A 23,803-nucleotide genomic window follows, 5' to 3' on the forward strand; every position below is an offset into this window, starting at 1 on the left:
CCGGTGCCGCGGCCGCCGGTCCCCGGCGGGCTCACAGGCCCGCCGGGGACCGGGGCTGCCGCGACACCGGCAGGGGCCGGTCAGCTGGACACCGTCGACGGCACCGCGGTGTGCTCGGACACGGCCGGCGGAGCCGCGGCGAACGGCCCCTCCGTGGTGGCCCCGTGCACGATCGGGTGCACGGGCAGCGCAACGGCCGCCGACGGCGCCGAGAGCGTGAACCAGACGGCCTTGCCCAGGTCGCCCCGGGGATGCACACCCCAGCAGTCGCTCACGGCGGCTATCAGTCCGAGACCGCGCCCCGACGTGTCGAGCGCATCGCTGTCCCGCACGGTCGGCAGTCGCGGGTCGTTGTCCTGTACGGACACCGTGAGGCGGTCGAGCAGCAGCTCGATGTCCACGGTGCACATCTTGTCCGGCTCGGCATGCCGGTGGACGTTGGTCAGCAGTTCAGTGACGCCGAGCGCTGCCTGGTCGATCAGAGGATCGAGATGCCAGTAGCGCAGTTGCGCCGAAATGATTCTGCGGACCTGTCCGATCCGCGACGGCAGGGCTTGGAGCTCCACCGTGCAGTGCCTGCTTGGCTGGCTGATCACGGCTGCGACTCCCCGAATGAGGTCCGGAAGAGAACGGAGGATCGGATCCAGCAGTTGGCTGGCTGCTGATTTGTCCGGCGGGCTGGATCACAGCGTTACCGCCGGTGCACCCTGAGTGATGTGAGACCAGCGTGAACCAATGACGACGGTCCCGCAACCTGGCAGCACCCGGGTGGGGAATCTCAGTCCCTGCGGCCGCCCGCGCCGCGCACCGCGTCCAGGAAACGCCCGGCCAGTGCCCGGGCTTCGGGCCGGTGATTGCGCTGACCCATGGTCAGCCGGTACCGCTTGCCGTTCACCGTGACCGCCGTGCTCGCCTCGTCGGCGAACCAGGGCCGCCCCGCGCTGACCGCGCGGACGGGAGCGCTGTCGATCACTCGGCCGTAACTCGTCAGCAAGGCCACCTTGCCGTCCTTGATCAATACCTGTCCGGCCCTGGTGAGTGAGCGCGGCCATCGTTCGATCCGTACGCCCGTGGCCCGGAACTCGGGCTCCGCCATCGCCATCGGCCCACCGCCCCCTTCGTCAGGTCATCTCCTGGCAGTCTGCACAACTCCGGCCGCGTGCACCAGTACGTGTCCGCAGGTAGCGCACGTCCCGGCCCACAAGCGACTCCTATGGATGCCCAAAGTCAACGTTTGTGCAGGTGAGGGGCTTACTGTGGCAGGAGGGATGCAGTACTGGCCAAGGCGAGGGGCGACGCTCATGAGCACGGACGAGAAGCGTGTGACGGACGGGGCGACGGCGACCGCCGACGTCGACCGAAGCGACCCGCAGTACCGGGCCTGGCTGAAGGAGGCGGTCCGCAAGGTCCAGGCGGACGCCAACCGTTCGGCGGACACGCACCTGCTCAGATTCCCGTTGCCCGAGGAGTGGGGCATCGACCTCTACCTCAAGGACGAGTCCACCCACCCCACCGGCAGCCTCAAGCACCGGCTGGCCCGTTCCCTCTTCCTCTACGGCCTCTGCAATGGCTGGATCCGGCCTGGCAAGCCCGTCATCGAGGCGTCCAGCGGCTCCACGGCCGTCTCCGAGGCGTACTTCGCCAAGCTGATCGGCGTTCCCTTCGTCGCGGTGATGCCGCGCACCACCAGCACCGAGAAGATCCGGCTGATCGAGTTCCACGGCGGCCGATGCCACTTCGTGGACGACTCCCGCAGGATGTACGAGGAGTCGGCGGCACTCGCCGAGCGGACCGGCGGCCACTACATGGACCAGTTCACCTACGCCGAGCGGGCCACCGACTGGCGCGGCAACAACAACATCGCCGAGTCGATCTACCAGCAACTGCGGCTGGAGCGGTACCCCTGCCCCACGTGGATCGTCGCCACGGCCGGCACGGGCGGCACCTCCGCGACCGTGGCCCGCTATGTGCACTACATGCAGTACGACACCCGCATCTGTGTGCCCGACCCGGAGAACTCCTGCTTCTTCGAGGGGTGGACCAACAGCGACCCGCAGGCCAGCACCGACTGCGGCTCCCGTATCGAAGGCATCGGCCGGCCGCGCATGGAGCCGAGCTTCGTCCCCGGAGCCATCGACCGGATGATGAAGGTGCCCGACGCCGCCAGCGTCGCGGCCGTACGGGCACTGGACGCGGCCATCGGGCGCAAGGCGGGCGGCTCCACCGGCACCGGTCTGTGGAGCGCGCTGAGGATCATCGCGGAGATGGTGGCGGACGGACGGCGGGGGAGTGTCGTCACCCTGCTCTGCGACCCGGGCGACCGTTATCTGGACAAGTACTACTCCGACGCGTGGCTGGCCGGACAGGGTCTGGACATCGCTCCCTACACCGCGACCCTGGAGCGCTTCCTGTCGACGGGCGTCTGGCCCGACTGACGCGGCCCGGGCGGCCGGTCAGGGCGTGGCGGACCGGGCGAGCCTGCGGTCCAGCCGGCGTATCGCACGCCGGAAGGACGTGTCGAGGCCCGCTCGGCTCAGCCGCAGCAGGGCGCGCACCGGAGCCGGGCCGTCCACGGCGAAGGTCCACCGCACGCGGCTGCCCTGTGCCGTCGGAGTGATCACCCATTCCTCCAACAGGGCGCGCAGGCCGGGTGCGTTGGTCGTGTCCACCCGGTACGCGTAGCGCTCATGGGGATCGGTCGCCATGACCGTCTCACCGAAGAAGACGCCGCCCTTGAGCCGGACGTCCCGGCCCGCGCCGTCGCGGGTGGGGACCGCCGAGGACACCGCGTCGAACCAGGCCGGCCAGCCCGTCACGTCCTCGGCGAGCGCCCGGTAGACCGCCTCCGGGGAAGCGGAGACGTCACCGGTGAAGACCAGGCGTACGGGGGCGGAATCGGCGAAGTCGAGTTCCACGGGGTGGAGTCGGCGGGGCATGGACCGTACCTCCGGTGCAGGGAGCGGGGCCCACACCGTAACTGACATCCTGTCAATTGTCCGCCCCCGCCGAGCGGTCGGCGTCAGCCTCCGAGCGCGGGGAGACCCTCCCCGCTCCGCGTCCGGCCCGACAGCGTCACCTGGGCGCCCCGGGGCGCGGGCACGGCCATCGTCGGACCCGCGGCTCCGGCCGTCACTGCTCCGGACGCGGAGATCCGCGTGACCGCCCGGCTGCCGGCCGCCAGCAGGAACCATCTGCCCGACGGCGACCGCCAGTGCGTGCCGGCCAGCACATGCTGCCCGAACCTGCTGCAGGCTGCCGAGTCCTTCGCCTCGGCCACCACGGTCCCCGGCGCGGTCACCGACCCGGCCGGCGGCTGGAACTGCACCAGCACCCGGCCGCGTCCGCGCCAGGTGTCGGCGCGGGTGCACACCCAGGCTGCCCGTCCGCCCTTGTCGGGCAACTCCTGCTCGGCGTACGTCCAGTTGTTGACGGCCCGTACGCCGGACCCGCGCAGCGTGGCGAGCAGACAGGCGCCACGCGCCCAGCCGGCCAGCGCGGGACCACCGGTCGCCTCGCGCGGCTGCCGCGCCGGAGCGCCGGACGACGGCGGCGGGGTGTAGGTGAGATGGACCGGAGCGAGATCCCCGAGGTCGGTCACCAGGAACGCGTGTTTCTCCACGATCCGCTCCGACGACCGCAGTTGCAGTGCGGGCCATGAGGAACACGAGCCGCCGGGCGCCGGGCTCGGCACCACCGCGGTGACTCCGTCGGCGGAGACGCCGAGATCCCGGGCCGGGCTGTCGGGCGCCAGCAGATCGCGCGTGGTGCTCTCCGCGATCCACGGTGCCAGCAGATACCGGGCACCGGACGCGGTACGGCTGACGACCAGGGCCGCGGCGGTCGTCACGTCGGCGTTGTCGGTACGGGCGAAGTCGAGGGCCGCGGGGCCGTCGCCGGACACCGGCTCGGCATAGCGCACGACCCGCTCGCCCTCGTGGAGCAGCACCACGGCCGCTCCGTCCCACTCGCCCGCGAACAGCAGCCGGGGTGGTTTCGCCGGAGGGACCTTGGCCGTATCCGCGGTGGCCGAGACCTTCAGCTCCGCGTGCGGCCGGGCCCACGCGCGCAACGCCCGTTCCAGTAGCGCCGTGTCGTTCACCCGGTCCCCGCGGGCCGGCCAGACCGAGAAGTCGATCCGAGAGGTGTCCGCCCACTCGTCGCGCGGGGCGAGTTCGAGCAACTCCGGGTCCAGCGCCCGGGCCAGGGCCACCTCCCCGGCGTCCATGGCCGTCACCGGGCCGGTGTCGCGGTTCGCCTCGTCGGACACCGCCACCACCGCGGCGGCGATCACGACGAACGCCGCGCCGGCGGCGATCGAACGGGCACGCTGCCTGCGGCGGAGCAGATCCGTGGGGCGCGTCTGGACGGCGCAGGGATCGAACTCCGCGCTGCGCAGGAGCGATTCGGTACGGCCGTTGCCGGCACGCCGCAGCCGTGCGGCGGACCACAGCGCCTCCTCCGGATCGGCCGCCCCCGCCTCCTTCAGCAGTGCCAGGACCTCCTGCTCGGACAGGCCCTCCAGCACGGTCAGCGCGAACGCCGCACGCGCGGGTGCGGCCAGCGCGGACAGCGCCTGGTCCAGGGCGAGTTCCTCGGCCCCGCCGGCGCTCGGGAACAGCCGCAGACCCACCACGAGGGGCAGTCCGGGCCACCGCACCGTGGAAGCCGCGGCGCGGGCGGGCCACCAGCGCGGCCGCCGCTCGTGGCGCAGGGCGGCCCGCAGCACCCGGGTACGCACCCAGAGATAGGTGGACGCCTCCGTGCCGCGCTGAGCGGGGAGCCGCGGCGTACGCTGCGAGCGGTGGGCGCGGGGCAGTGCCCGCTGGACCGTCGAGTGCGCGGCGAGAACCCGCCGGTGGCGGCCCAGCGACGCGGGCAGTGTCAGATAGGCGAGACGGACGAGCCGGGAATAGTGCTCGACGAGGGTTGCTTCCACCTCGTCGATCCCGGGAAGCCCGGCAGCTACGGCGCCTGCGGGCGGCTGTTGGCGTGTCGGCATCGGTGCTGGGCCTTCCGGATGTGCGGTGCGCTCTCACTCGCCACGTCAAACGACAAAATCGTGCGACGGTCACACACCGGCGGCGTGTCGCGAGGGCCCGCACGGGCCCGTTCGGGACTCCCGGAGTGGGTGTGTTCGGGATGCCCGGGCCGGGTGGCGAGGCGCCTGGGCTCGGTGTGTCGGAGATGCCGGCCCGGTGCCGGCCGGCAGTCGCTCGGCGCGGCGACCCACAACTGCCCGCCACGCCGCGCGTTCCCGGGTACGGCAGTGGCTCGGCGCGGCGACCCACAACTGCCCGCCACGCCGCGCGTTCCCGGGTACGGCAGTGGCTCGGCGACCACGCAATCGCCCGCCCGGCGCACGCAATCGCTCAGCGGCCGTTCCTCGGCACGCCAGTGGCTCGGTGACCTCGCAACCGCCCGCCCGGAGCAGACCAGTTGCTCAGCGCCCGCGTCCCCGCAACAGCCCGTCCAGCGCCCGGCCGAAAACCACCCGCCCCACGCGGACGACCAGCGGATCCAGGACCCGCGGCAGCAGCCGGATCCGCAGCTCCTCGGTCCACACCACCAGCGCCCCCGCGCCCTGCGGCTCCACCTCGATCTCCGCCCAACCGGTGATCACCCGGCCCCGCTTCTCCAGCCGGCAGCGGCCCGTACCACCCGCACCCGGCGGGACCCAGCGCACGACCTCCATCGGGTCGTCGAAGCCGGCCCGGCCCACCCCTGAGCGCACGACGAACAGCGTGCCCTCCCCGGTCGGCACCCCGGAGACCGAGGACAGCCGGGTGAGCGGCACCTGCGCCGCATGGGAGCGCCAGTCCGTGACCCGGTTCCACGCCTCGTCCGCGGTCAGCATCACCGCCCGCGTCAGCCGGAACGCCGTCATCGGGGTCAGCCGTCCTGTCCGTCCTGTCCGTCCTGCCCGGAACTCTCCGGACCGCCCGCCACGACCAGACCCGGCAGATGCTCCGCGATCTCCTCGCGCGCCTCCGCGGACAGCCCGGCGTCCGTGACCAGCGTGTCGATCTCCGCCAGCGCGGCGAACGAACTCAGGCCCACCGTCCCCCACTTGGTGTGGTCGGCGACCACCACCACCCGCCGCGCCGCCTGGACGAAGCGGCGGTTCGTCTCCGCCTCCGCCAGGTTCGGCGTGGACAGACCCGCCTCCACCGAGATCCCGTGCACCCCGAGGAACAGCACATCGAAATGGAGCGAGCGGATCGCCTGATCGGCGACGGGACCCACCAGCGAGTCCGACGGCGTACGCACACCACCGGTCAGGACCACCGTCGCGCCGCCCGGCCGCGGACCGGCGGTCGCCCCCGCGCGCTGCGCGGCGTGGAACACGTCCGCCACCCGCACCGAGTTGGTGACCACCGTCAGATCCGGCACGTCCAGCAGATGATGCGCGAGCGCGTACGTGGTGGTCCCTCCGGACAGGGCGATCGCGCTGCCGGGCACCGCCATCCGCGCCGCCGCCCGCGCGATGTCCTCCTTGGCGCTCAGCTCCAGCGCGGACTTGGCCTCGAACCCCGGCTCGTGGGTGCTCGCCTCGACCACCGGCACCGCACCGCCGTGGACCTTCTCCACGACGCCCTGGCGGGCCAGCGCGTCCAGGTCCCGGCGCACGGTCATGTCGGAGACGTTGAGCTTGCGGGTGAGTTCGTTGACCCGTACCCCGCCGCGCCTGCGTACCTCGTCGAGGATCAGAGCACGCCGCTGCTCCGCGAGCAGGTTCTGGTTGTCCGTCACTGCCGGGGCCGGTCCTTCCACGTCGTCGTGAGCGTCCGAGGTCAAGGTTTCTCATCCTCGCACGGCCCGCACTCCCCGGGCTCGCGGAGATTCGGTGAGAGCGGTGCGGTGAACTGCTGAGATCCGGGATTCTGGGGCATGAACACTGCGCGGTCGCGCACGGATCGATCCTCCCACCGAGAGAGCGAGTCACAGAAGTGTCCCCTGCCACTCCGGTACCGCAGCACGGAGGGCCCGCGCTCGAACTGCTGGTCCACGGCGTCGGCGGTGCGACCCCGCAGGACATGCTCGGCGACCCCCGCACGGTCAGGGTCTCCGGTGACGAGAAGGCCGCCGTCTTCCGCCGCACCGAGGACGAGGAGGCGGAACACCGGCCCGAGCTGTACGTCGACCGGCCCATCCCCGAGGCGTACTGCTGGTCCAACCTCACCTCGGGCAACAGCGCCCGGGCCCTGTGGCTCCTTCTGCTGCCGTTCATGGTCGTCAACCTCGCGCACTGGATGCGGCCGCGCGCCAGGGGCCGCAGGCGGACGACCCGGACCTACGGCGTCCTGGTGCGCCTCCTCGCCCTCAGCCTCACGGTGCTGCTCACCGCCGCCGCCTGCGAGGTGGCGCTCGACCTCGTGGCCTGGCAGTGCGCGGGCTCGGCCGCATGCGCATCCGACCGGTCGTGGCTCGGATTCATCTCGAGCGCCCAGGGCGGCTGGTGGTCGCAGCCCGGTCGCCGGCTCGCGCTCGCGTCCCTGCTCCCGGCCGCGCTGGTGGGCCTGCTCTGGTATCTGTCCAACCGCACCTGGAGCGCGTACGAGTCGCAGCGGCCGCCGAGCGGCCAGGACGTGGCGGAGGGCGAGGCGGGGCCGAAGGACGACGAGGGACACACAAGAGGCCCGGCCCTGCGTCCCGCGCTCGGCCGGCCCGGCTTCTGGTACGGCCGACGGCTCGTCGCCCGGCTGCGTGCCGCGCACACCGCGGCCGGTTTCCTCACCGTCTCCGCCGCCGTCGCCGGAGCCGCCGCCCGGCACGACCGGGGAGCCGGCAGCACCCCGCTCGCGGTCTGCGGATGGCTGATCGAGGCCGCGCTCGCCGTCGGGCTCCTGGCCGTGCTGCGGGTCGTGTTCCGCCGGGGCCGCAGCGAGCGCCGGATGGACGCCCGGCTGGACCGCGTCACCGTCAGCGTGCTCCCCGGTGCGGCACTCGCCCTGTTCGCCCTCTCCCTGCTGTACGCCTGCTGGTCCCGGCCCGGGTGGACGTCGAGCGGCACCCTCCCCGGTGATGTCACCTTCGGGGTCATCACCGTCGCCCAGGGCGCACTTGTCGTCGCCCTCGCCGTCGCGGCCCGGGCGCTCCACCGGCACGCGCGCGACGCCCGTACCGTCCTGCACGGTCTCGGCGGCCCCGCCGTCGCGATGCTCGCCTGCGCACTCGGCGGGGTGATGACCGGAGGCGTCGCCCAGCGGGTCGCCGACTGGCTGGACGGCCCGGGCACCCCCGGCATGGACGGCGAGGGCAGCATCCCCGGACCGCCCGTCCTGCTCAGCTGGCAGGCGTCCGTCATCCCGGTGCTGCTGGTGCTCCTGCTCGTCCCGGCGGCCGTCCTCGGCGTCCGTACCTGGCTGAGGGGCCGCCGTCTCGCCGAGGGCGTCGAGGAGGAGTACGACGCGGACCGCCCCGACGCCGTACGGACGCGGCGGATCGCCGGCACCCGGGCCCGGGCGGGCCTGACCGACGACGCCCCCTGGCTCGTCGGCATCGTCTCCGGCGCCACACTGCTGCTCGGCGCCGGCGCGGTCGCCGGGGCCTGGGCCGGGGGAGCCGTGCCGGGCGAGGCGTTCGCCGGCAGCGGCGGGTTCGTCGAATCCGTCGCGGACACCGCGCAGTCCCTGGGCTCCTGGCTGATCGGCTTCGGTTTCATACTGTTCGTGACCTGGGGGCGCCGGGCCTATCGCGACGCCTCCGCCCGGCGCACCATCGGCATCCTGTGGGACGTCGGCACCTTCTGGCCGCGCGCCGCACACCCCTTCGCGCCACCGTGCTACGCGGAGCGCGCCGTGCCCGACCTCACCTGGCGCATGTGCACCTGGACCGAACGGACCGGCGGCCGGCTCGTCATCTCCGGCCACTCCCAGGGCAGCGTGCTGGCGGCCTCGGCCGTCTGGCAGCTGCCGCCGGAGACCCGCCGCCGGGTCGCCCTGCTGACGTACGGATCCCCGCTGGAGCGGCTCTACGGCCGCTGGTTCCCCGCCTACTTCGGACCCGCGGCGCTGCGCGAGCTGCGCGGCGAACTGGACTGCTGGCGCAATCTCTGGCGGGTCACCGACCCGATCGGCGGCCCCGTCCGCGTGCCGGCCGAGGGCGACCACCCCGATGTCGACCGGGCGGCCCTCAGGGACCCGCTGATATACGGCCGTTCACGCCAACACCCGTTGCCCGAACCGATTCTGGGCCACTCCGACTACCAGGCGGACCCGGCCTTCCGCATCGAGCGGCAGGAACTGCTCGACAGGATCGCGGCGGCCGTCCCCCGCCAGGCTCAGGGCAGTTCGGGCAGGTCGTCCGGGTAGAGCAGGGTCAGGTCGTCGGTGTTCATCTCGGTGAGCTCGGCGACCCGGCCCGCGTGCCGCTCCACCATCGACTCGAACGTCTGCCGCGCGGTGCGGCCGTTGCCGAACGCGGGCCCCTTGGGCAGCGCCGTGAAGTACTTCAGCAGCGCGTCGTCCGTGCCCTCCGCGAGCCGGTACTCGTGGTCCTCGGCCTGCTGCTCCACGATCCGCAGCAGCTCGTCGGCCTCGTAGTCCTGGAAGGTGATGGTCCGTGAGAAACGGGACGCCACACCGGGGTTGACCGACAGGAAGCGTTCCATCTCCGCGGTGTATCCGGCGACGATGACCACGACCGCCTCCCGGTGGTCCTCCATCAGCTTCACCAGGGTGTCGATGGCCTCCTTGCCGAAGTCGCGACCCGAGTCCTCGGGGGACAGGGCGTACGCCTCGTCGATGAACAGCACCCCGCCGCGCGCCCGGTCGAACGCCTCCTGCGTACGGATCGCCGTGGAGCCGATGTGCTCACCCACCAGGTCCACCCGGGACACCTCGACGAGATGACCGCGCTCCAGCACACCCAGCGAGGCCAGGATCTCGCCGTACAGCCGCGCCACCGTCGTCTTGCCGGTGCCGGGGGAGCCGGTGAACACCAGATGCCGGCGCACCGAGGCGGCCTTCAGCCCCGCCTCCTGGCGGCGCCTGCCCACCTCGATCATGTTCGTGAGCGTGCGGACCTCGCGCTTGACGCTGTCCAGGCCGACCAGCCCGTCCAGTTCCCCGAGCACGGCCCCCGAGGTGCGCACCGGCTCGGCCGGCGGCGCGGACTCCGTCGGCTGGGCGGGCTGCGCGGGGACCGCCCCGAGCAGACCGGCCGTCTGGGTCGCCGTCACCACGGCCGGAGTCTGCTCCGTCTGCGGCCGAACCGCGCTCTCGTCGCTCGTGCAGTCCTCGACCACCGGGCCGTCCGGCTCCGCGAACTCGTAGCCTCCGCGCGCACACCGCTCGGTGCGGCAGCGGTTCAGTGTCGTGCGGCAGCCGTCCATCACATGGAAGCCGTACCCTCCGCTGCCCGTCACCCGGCAGCCGCGGAAGGTGCCCCGGCCCTCCGCCGAGACATAGAACCCGGCCTCGGCGGGCGAGGTGACCGTGCACCGCTCGATCAGCGGGTCGGCGCCCTTGGTGACGATCACCCCGGTCTGCGCGGCGTCGATGGTGCAGCCGCTGAGCGTGCCCCCGCTGCCGTGGTCGCGGAACCACGCCCCGGTCGACACCTCGCGGATCCGGCAGTCGTCGAGCTGCGCGCTCGCCCCGTCGCTCACCGACACCGCGGTGTTCCGCACCTGTGTGAGATCGCTGTCGACGACGTCCACCCGCGAACCGCGGTCCAGGACGAACAGAGCGTCCGGCACGTCGTGGACACGGCACGATTCGAGGACGGCCGTGGCCCCGTCGCTGACCCACACGGCCGGATAGTCGCCCGTACTGTCGTGTATCTCGCACTGGTTGGCGTCCACCCGGGTGCCCGGGTCCCAGACCGACAGTCCGTTGCGCCCGAAGCGGCGCACGGTGGAACGGGTCAGGGTCAGCACCGAACGGGACCGCAGATCGACCGCGTTCTCCGGGATGTCGTGGATGTCGCAGTCGGAGAGCGTGAGCACGGCGTCGGTGTCGAGCGTGATGCCGTCGGCCGAGGTGCGGTGCACGCTGGAGTCCGTGAGATGGGCCGTGGCACGCGAAGCGACCTGCACACCGCTGCCCTTGATCTCGTAGATCTCGCAGCCGATGGCCTCCAGGCCGGTGCCCTCGCCGGTGACGCTCAGCCCCGCGCCCGACGCGTGATGGATGCGGCAGCGCTCCAGTCGCGGATGCGCGCCGCCACGGACGGAGACGCCCGACTGTCCGGCCGCCACCACCTCGCACTCCTCGAACACCCCGCCCGCGCCCTCCAGTACGGCGATGCCGATACCGGCGGGATTGTCCACCGTGCACCGGCGGACCGTCGGACGGGCCGCGCCGCGCACCTCCAGGCCCACGGCCGAGCGTGTGACGATCCGCAGATCGATCAGCTCGGGTGTGCCGTCCTCCACCAGCAGCGCGGGCGCCGCCGAGTCCTGCCCCTCGACATGAAGATCCTGGACCGTGGCCGAGGCGCGCACGGTCAGTGGCACTCCGTCGGCGGGCGCGATGCGCACCGAGCCGACCGCGCCCTCGGCACCGCGCAGGGTGACCGCCCGCTGGAGCACGAGATTCTCGCGGTACGTCCCCGGGGCCACGGTGAGGATGTCGCCGTCCGCCGCGGCCTCCAGGGCCGCGGCGAGAGAGGCGTACTCACCCGTGCGGCGCCGCCACCGTGATGTGCCGGTGTGCGTCACCTGGACCGTGCCCTGTGCCATGGTGCTGCTCTGCCCCCACCTCGTGACATTGCTCCGCCGCGCCCTGATAAGGGGGGCGCCCCCCGGACCCCGCGAGGGGGTCGCACCACCGTAGCGCGCGGGACGGGCCGGAGTTGACGAGTCGGGAGGTCAGCTGCCCGCTCCCGCGCGGCCCCAGTCGGGACCGACGACGGCCCAGGCCCGGTCGAGCCGGGCGTATCGGCGTCGCAGGAGCCGCCAGGTGATCAGTCGTCTGGCGGATTCGATCACTCCCGCGCAGGCGAACGCTCCGACGACGCCCGCCAGTACGGCGTGCACCTGGGCCGTCTCCGCGTCCAGGGGCCGGCCGGCCGGCTGACCCCGGTCGTCGGTCCAGATGGTGAGCGCGTCGCCCGGCCTCGGGTCGGGGAGCACCGTGGATATCCGGCCGGTGTGCTTGCTTCCGTCCGCCGCGGTCCAGCGGGCGACGACCGACCGGCCCTTGTCGCGGGCGGCGGACTCGGGATCGTAGGCCGAGGCCCTGGCCGGCGGGGCGTCACGGAGCACCGTCGCGATGACCTGGTGGCGGTTCTGGAGCTGCGTACGCGCCGACTGTCTCAACGACTCGTCGGCGAGGGACCCGGCGATCCAGCCGACCACCGGAGCCGCGGTGACGAGCAGCAGTGTGGCGATCAACGCCACCCATGCCTCGGCGAGGTCGGTCGCCCGGCGCAGGGGATTGCGCCGCCAACGCCAGACTCCCGTGGCTGATCGCATGACCCGCACCCCCTTCCGCGTCCGTGATAGCCGTCAACGGCACGGCATACGCACGGGATACGTGAAGAGAGAGGAACATCACCCTTCGCCGCGGCGCTCCCGTCGAGTGCTCAACGCGCGTGCCACGGCACAGGGTTCCCGCAGAACGGCTCTTCAGTACAGAAGAGCCGAGGACCGGACAGGGTGGTGCGTCCACCGACGGTCCCCGGCGAGCCCCTGCGGCACGATGGCCGCCTCGCCGGGTGTGGACCCCGCCACCGATGTGACCGGGGTGGACGTGAGGACTACGGCGCGATCAGTACCCGCCGCCCTGGTACGGACGGTTGTACGGGTCGTTGTAGACCGGCTGGGCCTGCACGGGCCTGGCCGCGGCCGGCCGCATCGCCTCGTACCCGCTCGGCACCGGACGCTGCTGCTGGGGCTGCTGCGGTCCCGGGTAGCCGCGCGGCACGGACGGCTGCTGGGGGATGTACGCGGTCGCCTGCTGCAGAGGCATCGGCTGCTGCATCTGCTGCGGATAACCGTAGGACGGAGAGGGGGACGGAGCCGCCGGGAGGGCGGGCAGCGCCGAGGGGAGGGCCGGCAAGTAGCTGCTCGGACCGTCGTACGCGGAGGGCACTCGGATCGGGGCGATCTGAGGCGTGCCCCGCTCTGCGACGAGGGAGTCGTAGATGGGGGTGTCGGGGAACGACGGAGCGGAGTAGTAACCGCCGCCGTAGGTGGAGCGGGGGGAGGTCATGGCCATAAGTTAAGCCCACGATGTGCTGGTTGGGGAGTCCGATAAGAGGGTTGTTTCGGGAGATGCGAGTGGCCACGGATCCCCAATGCGAGCGAACCCGGGAAAATCGGTCGCGCGGCAGAGCATCGGCCTTGTAAAGGGCAAGCTGAGAGCGGGTTACCCACGGGTCGGCACGGGCGCTGGAGGCCCTGTGAGGATTAGGTTGGCGCCCAGTGAACTTTTCCGGACACTCCGACTCGCGATGGGGGCGAGCATGTCCATGCTTAAAGGAGCCAATACTCCGGTGGCGGCGCAGCAGGTGCGCGTCGAATTGGGTTGGCGTTCAAGTCCTGGCGTACCGGATGTCGACGCCTCGGCGCTGCTTCTTGCCACCGGCTCGGGCAAGGTCCGTTCCGACGCGGACTTCGTCTTCTACAACCAGGCCTCGCACGCCTCGGGGGCGGTACGCCACGAAGGGAAGCAGAACGGGTCCGGCGGTGTGACGGACCTGATGTGGGTGGACCTGGGGCAGGTGGAGGGGGCGATCGAGAAGATCGTGCTGGCGGCCTCCGCGGACGGCGGCAGCTTCGGCCAGGTCCCCGGGCTCTACATCCGGGTGGTGGACGCGTCCAGCGGCGCGGAGATCGCGCGCTACGACAGCCAGGACGCGTCCGTCGAGACGGCCTTCGTGCTCGGTGAGTTCTACCGGCGTCAAGGGGCGTGGAAGTTCCGCGCGGTCGGTCAGGGCTACAGCACCGGACTCGCGGGTCTGGCCACGGACTTCGGCATCTCGGTCGACGAGCCGCAGGCGGCGCCGGTCCCGCCGGCCCCCGCCCCCGTCACGCCTCCTCCCGCTCCCGTCGCGCCGGCGCCCGTCGCACCTCCGGCGCCGCCCACGCCGCCGGCCGCCCCGCAGCCCTCGGCTCCCGTACGGCTGACCAAGGTCACGCTGACGAAGGAGACCCCGTCCGTCTCGCTCACCAAGCAGGGCGGCACATCGGGTGCCATGCGCGTCAACCTCAGCTGGCAGGTGCGCAAGCAGTTCAAGGGATGGGGAGCCAAGCTCGGCCGTGCCGTCGCCATGCACGGGGACCTCGACCTCGACCTCTGCGCGCTCTACGAACTCACCGACGGGCGCAAGGGAGTCGTACAGGCTCTCGGCAACGCCTTCGGCGCGCTGCACCAGCCTCCGTTCATCCACCTCGACGGCGACGACCGCACCGGCGGCACGTCCGGCGAGAACCTCACCATCAACCTGGACCACAAGGACCAGCTGCGCCGCGTCGTCATCTTCGTGACCATCTACGAAGGCGCCCGCAGCTTCGCCGACCTCGACGCGACGGTCACGCTCCAGCCGCAGCACGGAGCGCCCATCGACTTCTCCCTCGGCGAGTGCACCGTTCCCTCCACCGTCTGCTCCCTCGCGCTGATCACCAACACCGGCTCGGACCTCGTCGTCCAGCGCGAGGCCCGCTTCCTGGTCCCGGAGCGCGGCGTCAGCCCGCAGCGCACCGTCGACTACACCTACGGGTGGGGCATGAACTGGACGCCCGGCCGGAAGTGACGGGCGACGGCCGGTTCGGCGGTCAGGACTCCGGTGTGGCACGGGGGCGCGCGTAGGTGCGCCCCTTCCACGCCGCACCCCGGCCACGGTAGTGCTGCACCGCCGAATCGACCGTCATCAGCAGATAGAGCAGCGCGGTGAAGGGCAGCACCGCGGCGAGCAGCGGTGTCTGCCGGTAGTAGCGCAGCATCGGCAGATACGTCGCCGCCATCACCGCCCAGGCCAGACCCCCGGCCCAGCCGGCCGCGGGGTCGTGCCCGAGGATCCCGGCGCACAGCGCGACGGGCGGCACGAGGTAGATGAGCGTGAGCCCGACGACCGTGCCGGCCAGCAGCAGGGGACTGTGCAGGAGTTGGGCGTACGCGCTGCGCGACACCATGCGCCACAGATCCGCCAGCCGCGGATAGGGCCGCACACTCTCCACCTTCTCGGCCAGCCCCAGCCAGATGCGCCCGCCGGACCGCTGCACCGCCCGTGCCAGGGACACGTCGTCGATCACCGCATGCCGGATCGTGCCCGGTACCCCCGCGCGTTCGGCGGCCTCGGTGCGCAGGAGCACACAGCCGCCCGCCGCCGCCGCGGTGCGCGCACCGGGCCGGTTGACCCACCGGAAGGGATAGAGCTGGGAGAAGAAGTAGACGAAGGCGGGGACCACGAGGCGTTCCCAGCCGGTCGCGATCCGCAGACGTGCCATCTGGGAGACGAGATCGAGTCCGCCCGTGCGGGCCGCGGCCACCAACTCCCGCAGACTGTCCGGCGCGTGGGCGATGTCGGCGTCGGTGAGCAGCAGAAACTCCGGCTCGCGCTCCTTCGCCAGGGCGATGCCGTGCCGCAGGGCCCACAGCTTCCCCGTCCAGCCGGGCTCCGGTTCGCCGGGGGTCACGACGCGCAGCGGCAGCCCGCCGTGACGCTCGGCCAGCGCGAGCGCCACCTCTCCGGTGCCGTCCGCGCTTCCGTCGTCGATCAGAACGATCTCCGCCCGTCCCGGGTAGTCCTGGGCCAGCAGGGAGGGCAGGCTCGCCGGAAGGGACCCCGCCTCGTCGCGCGCGGGTACGACGACGGCGACATCCGGCCACACGACGAGGGCCTCACGGCGGGGCAACCGCTGGTCCGTACGCCAGAAGAAGCCCTGGCCCAGCAGGAGCCATCCCCAGGCGGCCAGCGATCCGAGGGCGATCCAGGCAACGGCGCTCATGCGCCGCAGTCTGCCCCACCGGACCGGCCCCGCAAGGGCGGTCGACTATGGTGACCGGGTGAAGATCGCGCTCATGGACTCCGGAATCGGCCTCCTCCCGGCGGCCGCCGCGGTGCGCCGGCTGAGGCCGGACGCGGATCTCGTCCTCTCCTCGGACCCCGACGGCATGCCATGGGGGCCGCGCACACCGGACGATGTGACCCAACGGGCGCTCGCGGTCGCCCGTGCGGCCGTCGCCCATGCCCCGGACGCCCTGATCATCGCCTGCAACACCGCATCCGTGCACGCGCTGCCCGCCCTGCGCGCCGAGCTGGAGCCGGCGATCCCCGTCATCGGCACCGTCCCGGCGATCAAGCCCGCGTCCGCGGGCGGGGGACCGGTCGCGATCTGGGCCACGCCGGCCACCACCGGCAGCCCTTACCAGCGCGCGCTCATCCGTGACTTCGCCGACTCCGTCGCGGTCACGGAGGTCCCGTGCCCCGGGCTCGCCGACGCGGTGCAGCACGCCGACGAGGAGGCCATCGACCGGGCCGTGGCAGCGGCAGCCGCTCTCACCCCGCGCGATGTCCGGGCCGTCGTGCTCGGCTGCACGCACTACGAGCTGGTCGCCACGCGCATCCGCGCCGCCGTGGGACAGTCCGTGACCCTGCACGGCTCGGCCGACGCGGTCGCCGCGCAGGCGCTCCGGCGTCTCGGCGAGCTCCCGGCCCCCGACGCCACCCCGAGCAGCGCGCTGACGGTGCTGCTCAGCGGTCGCGACGAGGTCCTGCCGGCCCAGGCGGCGAACTATGCGGAGGGCCGGATGCTGCGGACAGTGAGCTCCGCGCACTGAACGTGAGATCCGTGCGCCGAAGGTGAGCCCCGTCCGCCGGCGCAGCATGTCGACGTGATCCTCATGACGGACCCCATGCTGCGGCGGCAGTTGCTGGGTACCCTCCTTCCATGAAGGACCTCGCCCGAGATTCTTGTGCGTCCGAGGAGCCCGTCCCCTCCGTGTGGACCGGCCGAGCGACGAACCGTATGCAGTGGCTGCTCGCCGCGGCGGGTGCAGCCTTTGTCGCGCTGGGTGTGGAGCTGGCGGTTGCCTCCCAGTGGACCTCCGGCATCGCCCCTCTGCTGATGTCGGTGATCGGCTGCGTCGCCGCCGGTCTGCTGATCCTGTACGGCACCCTCGCCTTCGTCCATGTGGCGGTGAAGGTGGACAGCGACGCCGTCGAGGTGCGCTGCGGGCACATGGGCCTGCCGCGTCGGCGGATTCCGCTGTCGCATGTCGTGGGCGCGGAAGTCGCCGCCAAGGTCACCCCGCGGCAGTGGGGCGGCTGGGGCTACCGCTGGCGCCCGGAGAAAGGCACCGCGGTCGTCGTGCGGCGCGGTGAGGGCATCGTCGTCACTCTGGGCGACGGCAGAGTGTTCACGGTGACGGTCGACGACGCGGAGGCCGCCGTCCTGGCCATCCGCGACGGGCTGCGCCGGGGGACGGGCACGGCGGCCAAGGCCTGACGCGCGGCCTGTCACTCGGCCGAGGTACGGGTCTCGCCCACGAGTTCCCGACGTGTCCCCGACTTCCGTGCGTGTCCGTCAGCGTGCGCGCACAGCCGCCGGGGCCGCGTCGTCGTCCGTCTCCGCCGCATCACCCCCGGCCACCCGCGCGGTCGCCAGCCCCGCCAGCAGCCCCGCACCGACGGTCACCGGCGCGAAACTCAGTGCGTTGCCCAGGCTCGCCAGCGCCGCGAGGGCCGTGAGCGCCGCACCCGCGCTCAGGACCACCGGCGTGGAACGCGGTGAACGCCACAGCCCGTACAGCATCCAGCCGAAGGCGGCGCCCAGCAGCACGACGCCCACCACACCCTGCTCGGCGGCCTGTTGCAGCGAGGCCGAGTGCGGTTTGCCGTCCGAGCCCGCCACCTGCTGTGCCGTGGGACTGAGCAGGCCGAAGCGGTCCGGTCCGACGCCGCGCAGGGGCTCGTCCTCGGCGAGTTCGACCGCGTCGTGCCAGAGCGCGACCCGGTTCTGCGTCAGCTGCCCCTCCAGGGAGACCGTGAGCCCGTCCGGCAGGGCGTCCTCGGCGACGCCCCAGGAGGTGGCGACCAGCAGACCCGTCACCAGGGCAAGCGCGCCGAGAGGTGCTGTCCGGCGGTGCATGCGCGCGGCAGCGAGCGAGCAGAGCAGCACACCGGTCGCGGCAGCGAATCCGGCCACCGATCCGAGCCACAGCGCGGTGCACGCGACCGCCAGCGCCAGTCCCCGGAGAGCCAGCCGCAGTACCGGGGGCCGGGCGGCGCAGGCCCCGCAGGAGGCGGCGCCCGCGGCAAGGACCAGCAGGGCGGCGGCCGCTCCGGTGTGCCCGGGCTGAAGGGGATCGCCCGCGCCGGCGCCGGGTACGCCCTCCGGTGAGGCCATCGCCAGACCGAGGGCCGCCAGGGAGACGGCCGAAGCGGCGGCGACCGGCAGCAGCGTGCCGCAGATCCGGCCGAAGGCGTATCCGGCGGCGACCGCGAACACCGCCAGCAGCACACCCTCCGGTCTGGCCTCGCGACCGGTCGCGCTGATCAGTGACCACGCCGCGCATCCGCCGAGGACGACGACACCGGCGACATCGGTCGCACCGCCGCGTTCCCGCGCCGTCGACCGGTCGTACGGTGCATGCATTCCGCCGACCCCCCGGACCCGTGGCAGCCCCTGCCGCAGCGGCCGAACCGCGTCCGGCGGCAAGGCTGGCGCACACGGTAACGGCAGAGACACGGTTTTGTGGATGCCTTGCGCAGGAACGTTGCTTCCGGTGGGGCGGGCGGGGGCCGGACCGGACTGCCGCCCGCGCGGCCCGCCGCCGTAGACTCCGCCAGGTGAGCGCCACCGTCACCGCCCTCGACACTCCACCGTCCGCCCCCTCCGGGCTCCGGCCGCTGCTGCGCCGGTTCGTCCGGCCCGGGGCCGCGGCTCTGGCCGGAGTGCTGCTCTTCCTGAGCTTCCCGCCCAGGCCGCTGTGGTGGCTGGTGCTTCCCGCCTTCGCCCTGCTCGGCTGGACCCTGCGCGGGCGCCGGCTGCGGCCCGCGTTCGGTCTCGGCTACCTGACCGGTCTCGGCTTCCTGCTGCCGCTGCTCAGCTGGACCGGCGAGGAGGTGGGCCCCCTGCCGTGGATCGCGCTGGCGGCGATCGAGGCGGTCTTCGTCGCGGTCGCCTGTATGGGCATGGCCGCGGTCAGCCGGCTTCCGGCCTGGCCCGTGTGGGGCGCGGCGGTGTGGATCGCCGGTGAGGCGGCTCGCGCCAGAGTTCCGTTCGGGGGCTTCCCCTGGGGCAAGATCGCGTTCGGCCAGGCGGACAGCGTCTTCCTGCCGCTCGCCGCGGTGGGCGGTACACCGCTGCTCGGCTTCGCGGTGGCGCTGTGCGGCCTCGGGCTGTACGAGACGGTCAGGCGGGTGATCGACTTCCGGCGTACCGGAGCGCTGCCGCGCGGTCCCCTGGCCGCCGCACTGCTCACCGTCCTCGTCCCGGTGACGGCGGCGCTCGCGGCGCTGCCGCTCGTCGACGACACGGCCGAGGACGGCACCGCCACCGTGGCCGCGATCCAGGGCAACGTGCCCCGCCTCGGACTCGACTTCAACTCCCAGCGGCGCGCGGTGCTCGACAACCACGTGCGCCGTACCGAGGAGCTCGCCGCGGAGGTCGAGGCGGGGAAGGTGGCCAAGCCGGACTTCGTGCTGTGGCCCGAGAACTCCTCGGACCTCGACCCGTACCGCAACGCCGACGCCCGTCTCGTCATCGACGAGGCCGTGAAGGCCATCGGAGTGCCGACGGTCGTCGGCGCGGTCGTCACCCCGGACACCGGAAAGCTCCGCAACACCCTCATCGAGTGGGATCCCGTCCGCGGCCCGGTGAACACCTACGACAAGCGCCATGTGCAGCCCTTCGGCGAGTACATCCCGATGCGCTCCGTCGTGCGGCTGTTCAGCTCGGACGTCGACCGGGTCCGCCGTGACTTCGGCCCCGGTGACAAGGTCGGTGTCTTCGATCTGGCGGGCACGAAGGTCGGTCTCGTCACCTGCTTCGAGGCCGCGTTCGACGACGCGGCACGGGACACCGTCACACACGGCGCCCAGCTCATCTCCGTGCCGAGCAACAACGCGACCTTCGGCCGCAGCGAGATGACCTATCAGCAGCTGGCCATGTCCCGGGTGCGGGCCGTCGAGCACGGCCGCTCCGTCGTCGTCCCCGTGACCAGCGGCGTCAGCGCGGTCATCATGCCGGACGGAAAGATCGTGCAGCGGACGGAGATGTTCACACCGGACGCGCTGGTCGCCGAGGTGCCGCTGCGGTCCTCGCTCACGCCGGCCACACGCCTCGGGACCTGGCCCGAGATCGTCCTGCTGCTGATCGCGGCAGGCGGCGTCGGCCTGGTGACCGTGCAGGGCGTACGGGGGCGGCGTGAGCGGGCGACCCGGTAGCGCCGGGCACGGGCGACGCACGATAGACCGGCCGGGCCCGGCGGGCCGTTAGGGTCGAAGCCATGGCTACCCCCGACTTCATCCGCGACATCCGGGCCACCGCCGGGAACCAGCTGCTCCTTCTGCCCGGCGTCAGCGCGATCGTCTTCGACGACGCGGGGCGGGTCCTGCTGGGACGGCGTGCGGACAACGGCAGGTGGTCCGTCATCGGCGGGATCCCCGAGCCCGGCGAGGAGCCGGCCGCGACCGCCGTGCGCGAGGTGTACGAGGAGACCGCGGTGCGCTGTGTCGCCGAACGGGTCGTGCTCGTCCAGGCACTGCCGGAGCCGGTCACCTATCCCAACGGGGACCGCTGCCAGTTCATGGACATCACCTTCCGCTGCCGCGCGGTGGGCGGCGTGGCGTGTGTCAACGACGACGAGTCGCTGGAGGTCGGCTGGTTCACCGTGGACGCGCTGCCGGAGCTCAAGGAATTCGCGCACTTCCGGATCAAGCAGGCCCTGGCCGAGGGACCGGCATGGTTCCAACCTATGCATGAGCAGTGAAGTATGGGTGGTGACCACATCGGTCCGGGAATGATCGCTGCCTAGGGTTCGCAGCATGACGTCCCCCACCACACCTGGCGTTCCTCCTACCGTGGTCGACCTCGATCTCGGCGGCCGCACCGCTCTCGTCACCGGGGCAGCGAGCGGCATCGGCCGCGCCTGCGCGCTGCGGCTGGCGGCCGCGGGGGCGAAGGTGAGGGCCGTCGACCGCGACGCCGAGGGGCTGGACACGCTCGCCGCCCTCGGTACGGGCGCGGGCGGATCCGTGGAGCCCCAGGTTCTGGATCTCACCGACCTCGACGCGGCGGAGGCGGCGGCCGCCGGCGCCGACATCCTGGTCAACAACGCCGGTCTCCAGCTGGTCCGGCCCATCGAGGCCTTTCCGCCGGACGTCTTCCACACGGTGCTCACCGTCATGCTGGAAGCGCCGTTCCGGCTGATCCGGGGCGCACTGCCGCACATGTACGCACAGGGCTGGGGGCGCATCGTCAACATCTCCTCCGTGCACGGGCTGCGGGCCTCGGCCTTCAAGTCCGCGTATGTGGCCGCGAAACACGGCCTCGAAGGGCTCTCCAAAACAGCGGCCCTGGAAGGCGCGCCCCACGGTGTGACATCGGTCTGTGTGAACCCCGGCTATGTGCGCACCCCGCTCGTCGAGCGGCAGATCGCCGATCAGGCGGCGGCCCACTCCCTGCCCGAGGACCAGGTGCTCGCCGACGTCCTGCTCAAGGACTCCGCCGTCAAGCGCCTCGTGGAGCCCGAGGAAGTGGCCGAGGCGGTGGTGTATCTCTGCACCCCGCAGGCCGCGTTCATCACCGGCACCTCGATCGCCCTCGACGGCGGCTGGACCGCGCACTGACGGGTGACCCGGTTGTCCCCAACGGCCCGCTCGTCCACAGGGCTGGTGCCACCTCCCGTACGGCAGGTAATCCTGTGTCCATGTCCCACGATCAAGCCGACTACCTGGAGCTCCTCGCACGCGGCGCCGCCGCGGAGGCGTACGAGCGGCCGGCGCTGCTCGCCCGTGCGAGCGGCGCCGGACCGGAGACGCTCGCCGCCCTCGAACACGCCAAGCAGCTCGCGCTGCGGGTGCGCGCCGAGCTGGAGGGCCGGCGCCGACGCGAGGCCGAGCTCTCGGCGCTGTTCGAAACCGCGCACGACCTCGCCGGACTGCGCGACCTCGACGCCGTGCTCCGCGCGATCGTGCAGCGGGCACGCTCGCTGCTCGGCACGGAAGTGGCCTATCTCAGTCTCAACGACCCGTCGGCCGGAGACACCTATATGCGGGTCACCGAGGGGTCGGTCTCGGCCCGCTTCCAGCAGGTGCGGCTCGGTATGGGAGAGGGCCTCGGCGGTCTCGTCGCCCAGACCGCCCGCCCCTACGTCACCGACAGCTACTTCGACGACGCCCGCTTCGAGCACACGCCCTCCATCGACACGGCCGTACGGGACGAGGGCCTCGTCGCGATCCTCGGTGTGCCGCTGATGCTCGGCAGCCAGGTGATCGGCGTGCTGTTCGCCGCCGACCGCCGGGCGAGAGTCTTCGAGCGGGAGCAGGTCGCGCTGCTGGCCTCCTTCGCCGCCCACGCGGCCGTCGCCATCGACACGGCGAACCTGCTCGCCGAGACGCGCTCGGCTCTCGCCGAACTGGAGAAGGCCACCGAGATCATCCGGGACCACAGCGGCGTCATCGAGCGCGCGTCCGAGGTGCATGACCGGCTGACCGAGGTGGTGCTGCGCGGCGGCGGCGTCGACGATGTGGCCGCCGCCCTCTCCGAAGTCCTCGACGGCACGGTCCGGTTCACCGACAGCCACCCCGACGCACCCGGCGACGGGCGCGCGATACGACGGGACCAGGAGTGGGTGGCTGCCGTCTCGGCCGGCGGTGAGGACCTCGGCGCCCTGGTGCTGCGCGGTCATGCCGACCTCGATCCCGTCGACCGGCGCACCCTGGAGCGCGGTGCGATGGTGACCTCCCTCCTGCTGCTCGCCCGCCGCTCGGCCCACGAGGCCGAACAGCGTGTACGGGGCGAACTGCTCGACGACCTCCTCGACGCCCCGGACCGCGACCCCCGACTGCTGCGGGAGCGTGCGGACCGGCTCGGGGCGGATCTCGACGTTCCCCATGTGGTGCTGGCCGCGCGGATGGAAGGACCGGACTCCGGCGTGCCCGAGCACGAGAGCGCGGGCCGCGGCGCCAGTGGCCGGAGCGCTGAGGGCCGCGGTGCGGGCACCTCGGTGGAGCGCGAGAGCGCCGACCGCCAGCGGCTGTGGGCAGCCGCCTCGCATCTGGCGGCGACCCGCTCGGGCCTGGCCGCGGCGCGTGACGGGGGAGCGGTCCTGTTGCTGCCGCTCGGCCTCGATGACGACGCCTCCGAGCTGGCCCGCCGTGCCGCCCGGCAACTGGGCGGCGCACTGCGGGAGCCGGTCACCGTCGGGGCGTCCGCTTCGGTCGCCGTGCCGGCGGACGACCCGAGCCCGATCGCCGGTGCGTACGACCAGGCGCGGCGCTGCCTCGACGCGCTGCGGCTGCTCGGCCGGGCCGGCCAGGGTGCCGCGGCGCAGGATCTCGGCTTCCTCGGACTGCTCCTCGCCGATCCCGGTGACATCGACGGCTTCGTCGGTCGCACGATGGGCGAGGTCGTCGCCTACGACCGCCGACGCGGTACCGATCTGGTGCGGACCATGGACGCGTACTTCGCGAGCGGGATGAGCCCGGCCCGTACGAAGGACGAGCTGCATGTCCATGTGAACACGGTGGCCCAGCGCCTGGAGCGCATCGGCAGGCTCCTCGGTCCCGACTGGCAGTCGCCCGGCAGAGCGCTGGAGATCCAACTGGCGCTGCGGCTGCACGCGATGTCGGAGGCAGTGGCCCGCTGAGAGCTGCCGCGCGGATGCCGTGATCCCGGTCATCCGGTCAT

20 protein-coding genes are annotated in these 23,803 nt (G+C 72.6%); 9 read left to right on the forward strand and 11 right to left on the reverse strand.

The window, feature by feature from the left end:
* Positions 1-80 precede the first annotated feature (80 nt).
* Together ACFWU3_RS30965 and ACFWU3_RS30970 are read right to left on the reverse strand one after the other, a co-directional pair.
* The gene (locus tag ACFWU3_RS30965) at positions 81-596 is read right to left on the reverse strand and encodes an ATP-binding protein (protein ID WP_384444333.1); all 516 of its coding nucleotides are present in this window, start codon (positions 594-596) and stop codon (positions 81-83) included.
* Between the two features lie 182 nt (positions 597-778).
* Entirely contained in the window at positions 779-1,102 is a 324-nt protein-coding gene (locus ACFWU3_RS30970; RefSeq protein WP_384444335.1) for a hypothetical protein, read from the reverse strand.
* 199 nt (positions 1,103-1,301) lie between these two features.
* Here ACFWU3_RS30970 and ACFWU3_RS30975 point away from each other — a divergent pair, with 199 nt between their 5' ends.
* Positions 1,302-2,435 carry a PLP-dependent cysteine synthase family protein gene (locus ACFWU3_RS30975; protein ID WP_384444337.1) on the forward strand — a complete coding sequence of 378 codons (1,134 nt, stop codon included), beginning with the start codon at positions 1,302-1,304 and terminating at the stop codon, positions 2,433-2,435.
* Between the two features lie 18 nt (positions 2,436-2,453).
* On the opposite strand, the gene ACFWU3_RS30980 is transcribed toward ACFWU3_RS30975, so the two are convergent.
* The 4 genes from ACFWU3_RS30980 to ACFWU3_RS30995 form a co-directional block, all read right to left on the reverse strand.
* The gene (locus ACFWU3_RS30980) at positions 2,454-2,936 is read right to left on the reverse strand and encodes an SRPBCC family protein (protein ID WP_384444339.1); all 483 of its coding nucleotides are present in this window, start codon (positions 2,934-2,936) and stop codon (positions 2,454-2,456) included.
* Positions 2,937-3,019: 83 nt separating this feature from the next.
* Positions 3,020-4,999, reverse strand: a complete 1,980-nt coding sequence (locus ACFWU3_RS30985; protein ID WP_384444341.1) for a hypothetical protein — start codon at positions 4,997-4,999, stop codon at positions 3,020-3,022.
* Positions 5,000-5,440: 441 nt separating this feature from the next.
* Complete coding sequence (locus ACFWU3_RS30990; RefSeq protein ID WP_384444343.1) at positions 5,441-5,884, reverse strand: SRPBCC family protein; 444 nt, start codon at positions 5,882-5,884, stop codon at positions 5,441-5,443.
* Positions 5,885-5,889: 5 nt separating this feature from the next.
* Positions 5,890-6,750, reverse strand: a complete 861-nt coding sequence (locus tag ACFWU3_RS30995; protein ID WP_384444401.1) for a DeoR/GlpR family DNA-binding transcription regulator — start codon at positions 6,748-6,750, stop codon at positions 5,890-5,892.
* A 197-nt stretch (positions 6,751-6,947) separates the two neighbouring features.
* On the opposite strand from ACFWU3_RS30995, the gene ACFWU3_RS31000 reads away from it, so the two are divergent.
* Positions 6,948-9,311, forward strand: coding sequence for a hypothetical protein (locus ACFWU3_RS31000; protein WP_384444345.1), 2,364 nt, complete (start codon positions 6,948-6,950; stop codon positions 9,309-9,311).
* On the opposite strand, the gene ACFWU3_RS31005 is transcribed toward ACFWU3_RS31000, so the two are convergent.
* From ACFWU3_RS31005 to ACFWU3_RS31015, 3 genes are all read right to left on the reverse strand, one after another.
* Entirely contained in the window at positions 9,281-11,683 is a 2,403-nt protein-coding gene (locus ACFWU3_RS31005) for a right-handed parallel beta-helix repeat-containing protein (RefSeq protein WP_384444347.1), read from the reverse strand. The two genes, ACFWU3_RS31000 and ACFWU3_RS31005, sit on opposite strands and share 31 nt — an antisense overlap.
* A 129-nt stretch (positions 11,684-11,812) precedes the next feature.
* Positions 11,813-12,418: a hypothetical protein gene (locus tag ACFWU3_RS31010; RefSeq protein ID WP_384444349.1), complete on the reverse strand. Its 606-nt coding sequence runs from the start codon at positions 12,416-12,418 to the stop codon at positions 11,813-11,815.
* Positions 12,419-12,713: 295 nt separating this feature from the next.
* Positions 12,714-13,157, reverse strand: a complete 444-nt coding sequence (locus ACFWU3_RS31015; protein WP_313947786.1) for a DUF6643 family protein — start codon at positions 13,155-13,157, stop codon at positions 12,714-12,716.
* A 253-nt stretch (positions 13,158-13,410) separates the two neighbouring features.
* Between ACFWU3_RS31015 and ACFWU3_RS31020 the strand changes: the two genes are divergently transcribed.
* Entirely contained in the window at positions 13,411-14,700 is a 1,290-nt protein-coding gene (locus tag ACFWU3_RS31020; RefSeq protein WP_384444351.1) for a TerD family protein, read from the forward strand.
* Positions 14,701-14,722: 22 nt separating this feature from the next.
* Here the strand turns inward: ACFWU3_RS31020 and ACFWU3_RS31025 are convergent, their stop codons facing one another.
* Positions 14,723-15,895 carry a glycosyltransferase gene (locus tag ACFWU3_RS31025; protein ID WP_384444353.1) on the reverse strand — a complete coding sequence of 391 codons (1,173 nt, stop codon included), beginning with the start codon at positions 15,893-15,895 and terminating at the stop codon, positions 14,723-14,725.
* Here ACFWU3_RS31025 and ACFWU3_RS31030 point away from each other — a divergent pair.
* Together ACFWU3_RS31030 and ACFWU3_RS31035 are read left to right on the forward strand one after the other, a co-directional pair.
* Complete coding sequence (locus tag ACFWU3_RS31030) at positions 15,894-16,727, forward strand: glutamate racemase (protein WP_384444355.1); 834 nt, start codon at positions 15,894-15,896, stop codon at positions 16,725-16,727. The two genes, ACFWU3_RS31025 and ACFWU3_RS31030, sit on opposite strands and share 2 nt — an antisense overlap.
* Positions 16,728-16,837: 110 nt before the next feature.
* A complete protein-coding gene (locus tag ACFWU3_RS31035; protein ID WP_384444357.1) occupies positions 16,838-17,395 on the forward strand; it encodes a hypothetical protein in 558 nt (185 codons plus the stop codon).
* 78 nt (positions 17,396-17,473) lie between these two features.
* On the opposite strand, the gene ACFWU3_RS31040 is transcribed toward ACFWU3_RS31035, so the two are convergent.
* Complete coding sequence (locus tag ACFWU3_RS31040; protein WP_384444359.1) at positions 17,474-18,544, reverse strand: O-antigen ligase family protein; 1,071 nt, start codon at positions 18,542-18,544, stop codon at positions 17,474-17,476.
* Between the two features lie 194 nt (positions 18,545-18,738).
* On the opposite strand from ACFWU3_RS31040, the gene lnt reads away from it, so the two are divergent.
* From lnt to ACFWU3_RS31060, 4 genes are all read left to right on the forward strand, one after another.
* Positions 18,739-20,337, forward strand: a complete 1,599-nt coding sequence (lnt, locus tag ACFWU3_RS31045) for an apolipoprotein N-acyltransferase (protein ID WP_384444361.1) — start codon at positions 18,739-18,741, stop codon at positions 20,335-20,337.
* Between the two features lie 62 nt (positions 20,338-20,399).
* Entirely contained in the window at positions 20,400-20,882 is a 483-nt protein-coding gene (locus ACFWU3_RS31050) for an NUDIX domain-containing protein (RefSeq protein WP_384444363.1), read from the forward strand.
* A 55-nt stretch (positions 20,883-20,937) separates the two neighbouring features.
* Positions 20,938-21,741: a 3-hydroxybutyrate dehydrogenase gene (locus tag ACFWU3_RS31055; protein WP_384444365.1), complete on the forward strand. Its 804-nt coding sequence runs from the start codon at positions 20,938-20,940 to the stop codon at positions 21,739-21,741.
* Positions 21,742-21,821: 80 nt separating this feature from the next.
* A complete protein-coding gene (locus tag ACFWU3_RS31060) occupies positions 21,822-23,762 on the forward strand; it encodes a helix-turn-helix domain-containing protein (protein ID WP_384444367.1) in 1,941 nt (646 codons plus the stop codon).
* Positions 23,763-23,803 lie beyond the last annotated feature (41 nt).

It is taken from the genome of Streptomyces sp. NPDC058685 (assembly GCF_042714725.1).
In the GTDB taxonomy this organism is placed as follows: Bacteria; Actinomycetota; Actinomycetes; order Streptomycetales; family Streptomycetaceae; genus Streptomyces.

Bases quoted from the DNA above. Each gene is read 5' to 3' on its own strand.
- ACFWU3_RS30970 (WP_384444335.1), bottom strand. From the start codon at position 1,102: ATGGCGATGGCGGAGCCCGAGTTCCGGGCCACGGGCGTACGGATCGAA.
- ACFWU3_RS30975 (WP_384444337.1), top strand. From the start codon at position 1,302: ATGAGCACGGACGAGAAGCGTGTGACGGACGGGGCGACGGCGACCGCC.
- ACFWU3_RS30980 (WP_384444339.1), bottom strand. From the start codon at position 2,936: ATGCCCCGCCGACTCCACCCCGTGGAACTCGACTTCGCCGATTCCGCC.
- ACFWU3_RS30985 (WP_384444341.1), bottom strand. From the start codon at position 4,999: ATGCCGACACGCCAACAGCCGCCCGCAGGCGCCGTAGCTGCCGGGCTT.
- ACFWU3_RS30990 (WP_384444343.1), bottom strand. From the start codon at position 5,884: ATGACGGCGTTCCGGCTGACGCGGGCGGTGATGCTGACCGCGGACGAG.
- ACFWU3_RS31005 (WP_384444347.1), bottom strand. From the start codon at position 11,683: ATGGCACAGGGCACGGTCCAGGTGACGCACACCGGCACATCACGGTGG.
- ACFWU3_RS31010 (WP_384444349.1), bottom strand. From the start codon at position 12,418: ATGCGATCAGCCACGGGAGTCTGGCGTTGGCGGCGCAATCCCCTGCGC.
- ACFWU3_RS31015 (WP_313947786.1), bottom strand. From the start codon at position 13,157: ATGACCTCCCCCCGCTCCACCTACGGCGGCGGTTACTACTCCGCTCCG.
- ACFWU3_RS31020 (WP_384444351.1), top strand. From the start codon at position 13,411: ATGTCCATGCTTAAAGGAGCCAATACTCCGGTGGCGGCGCAGCAGGTG.
- ACFWU3_RS31030 (WP_384444355.1), top strand. From the start codon at position 15,894: ATGCGCCGCAGTCTGCCCCACCGGACCGGCCCCGCAAGGGCGGTCGAC.
- ACFWU3_RS31025 (WP_384444353.1), bottom strand. From the start codon at position 15,895: ATGAGCGCCGTTGCCTGGATCGCCCTCGGATCGCTGGCCGCCTGGGGA.
- ACFWU3_RS31035 (WP_384444357.1), top strand. From the start codon at position 16,838: ATGAAGGACCTCGCCCGAGATTCTTGTGCGTCCGAGGAGCCCGTCCCC.
- ACFWU3_RS31040 (WP_384444359.1), bottom strand. From the start codon at position 18,544: ATGCATGCACCGTACGACCGGTCGACGGCGCGGGAACGCGGCGGTGCG.
- ACFWU3_RS31050 (WP_384444363.1), top strand. From the start codon at position 20,400: ATGGCTACCCCCGACTTCATCCGCGACATCCGGGCCACCGCCGGGAAC.
- ACFWU3_RS31055 (WP_384444365.1), top strand. From the start codon at position 20,938: ATGACGTCCCCCACCACACCTGGCGTTCCTCCTACCGTGGTCGACCTC.
- ACFWU3_RS31060 (WP_384444367.1), top strand. From the start codon at position 21,822: ATGTCCCACGATCAAGCCGACTACCTGGAGCTCCTCGCACGCGGCGCC.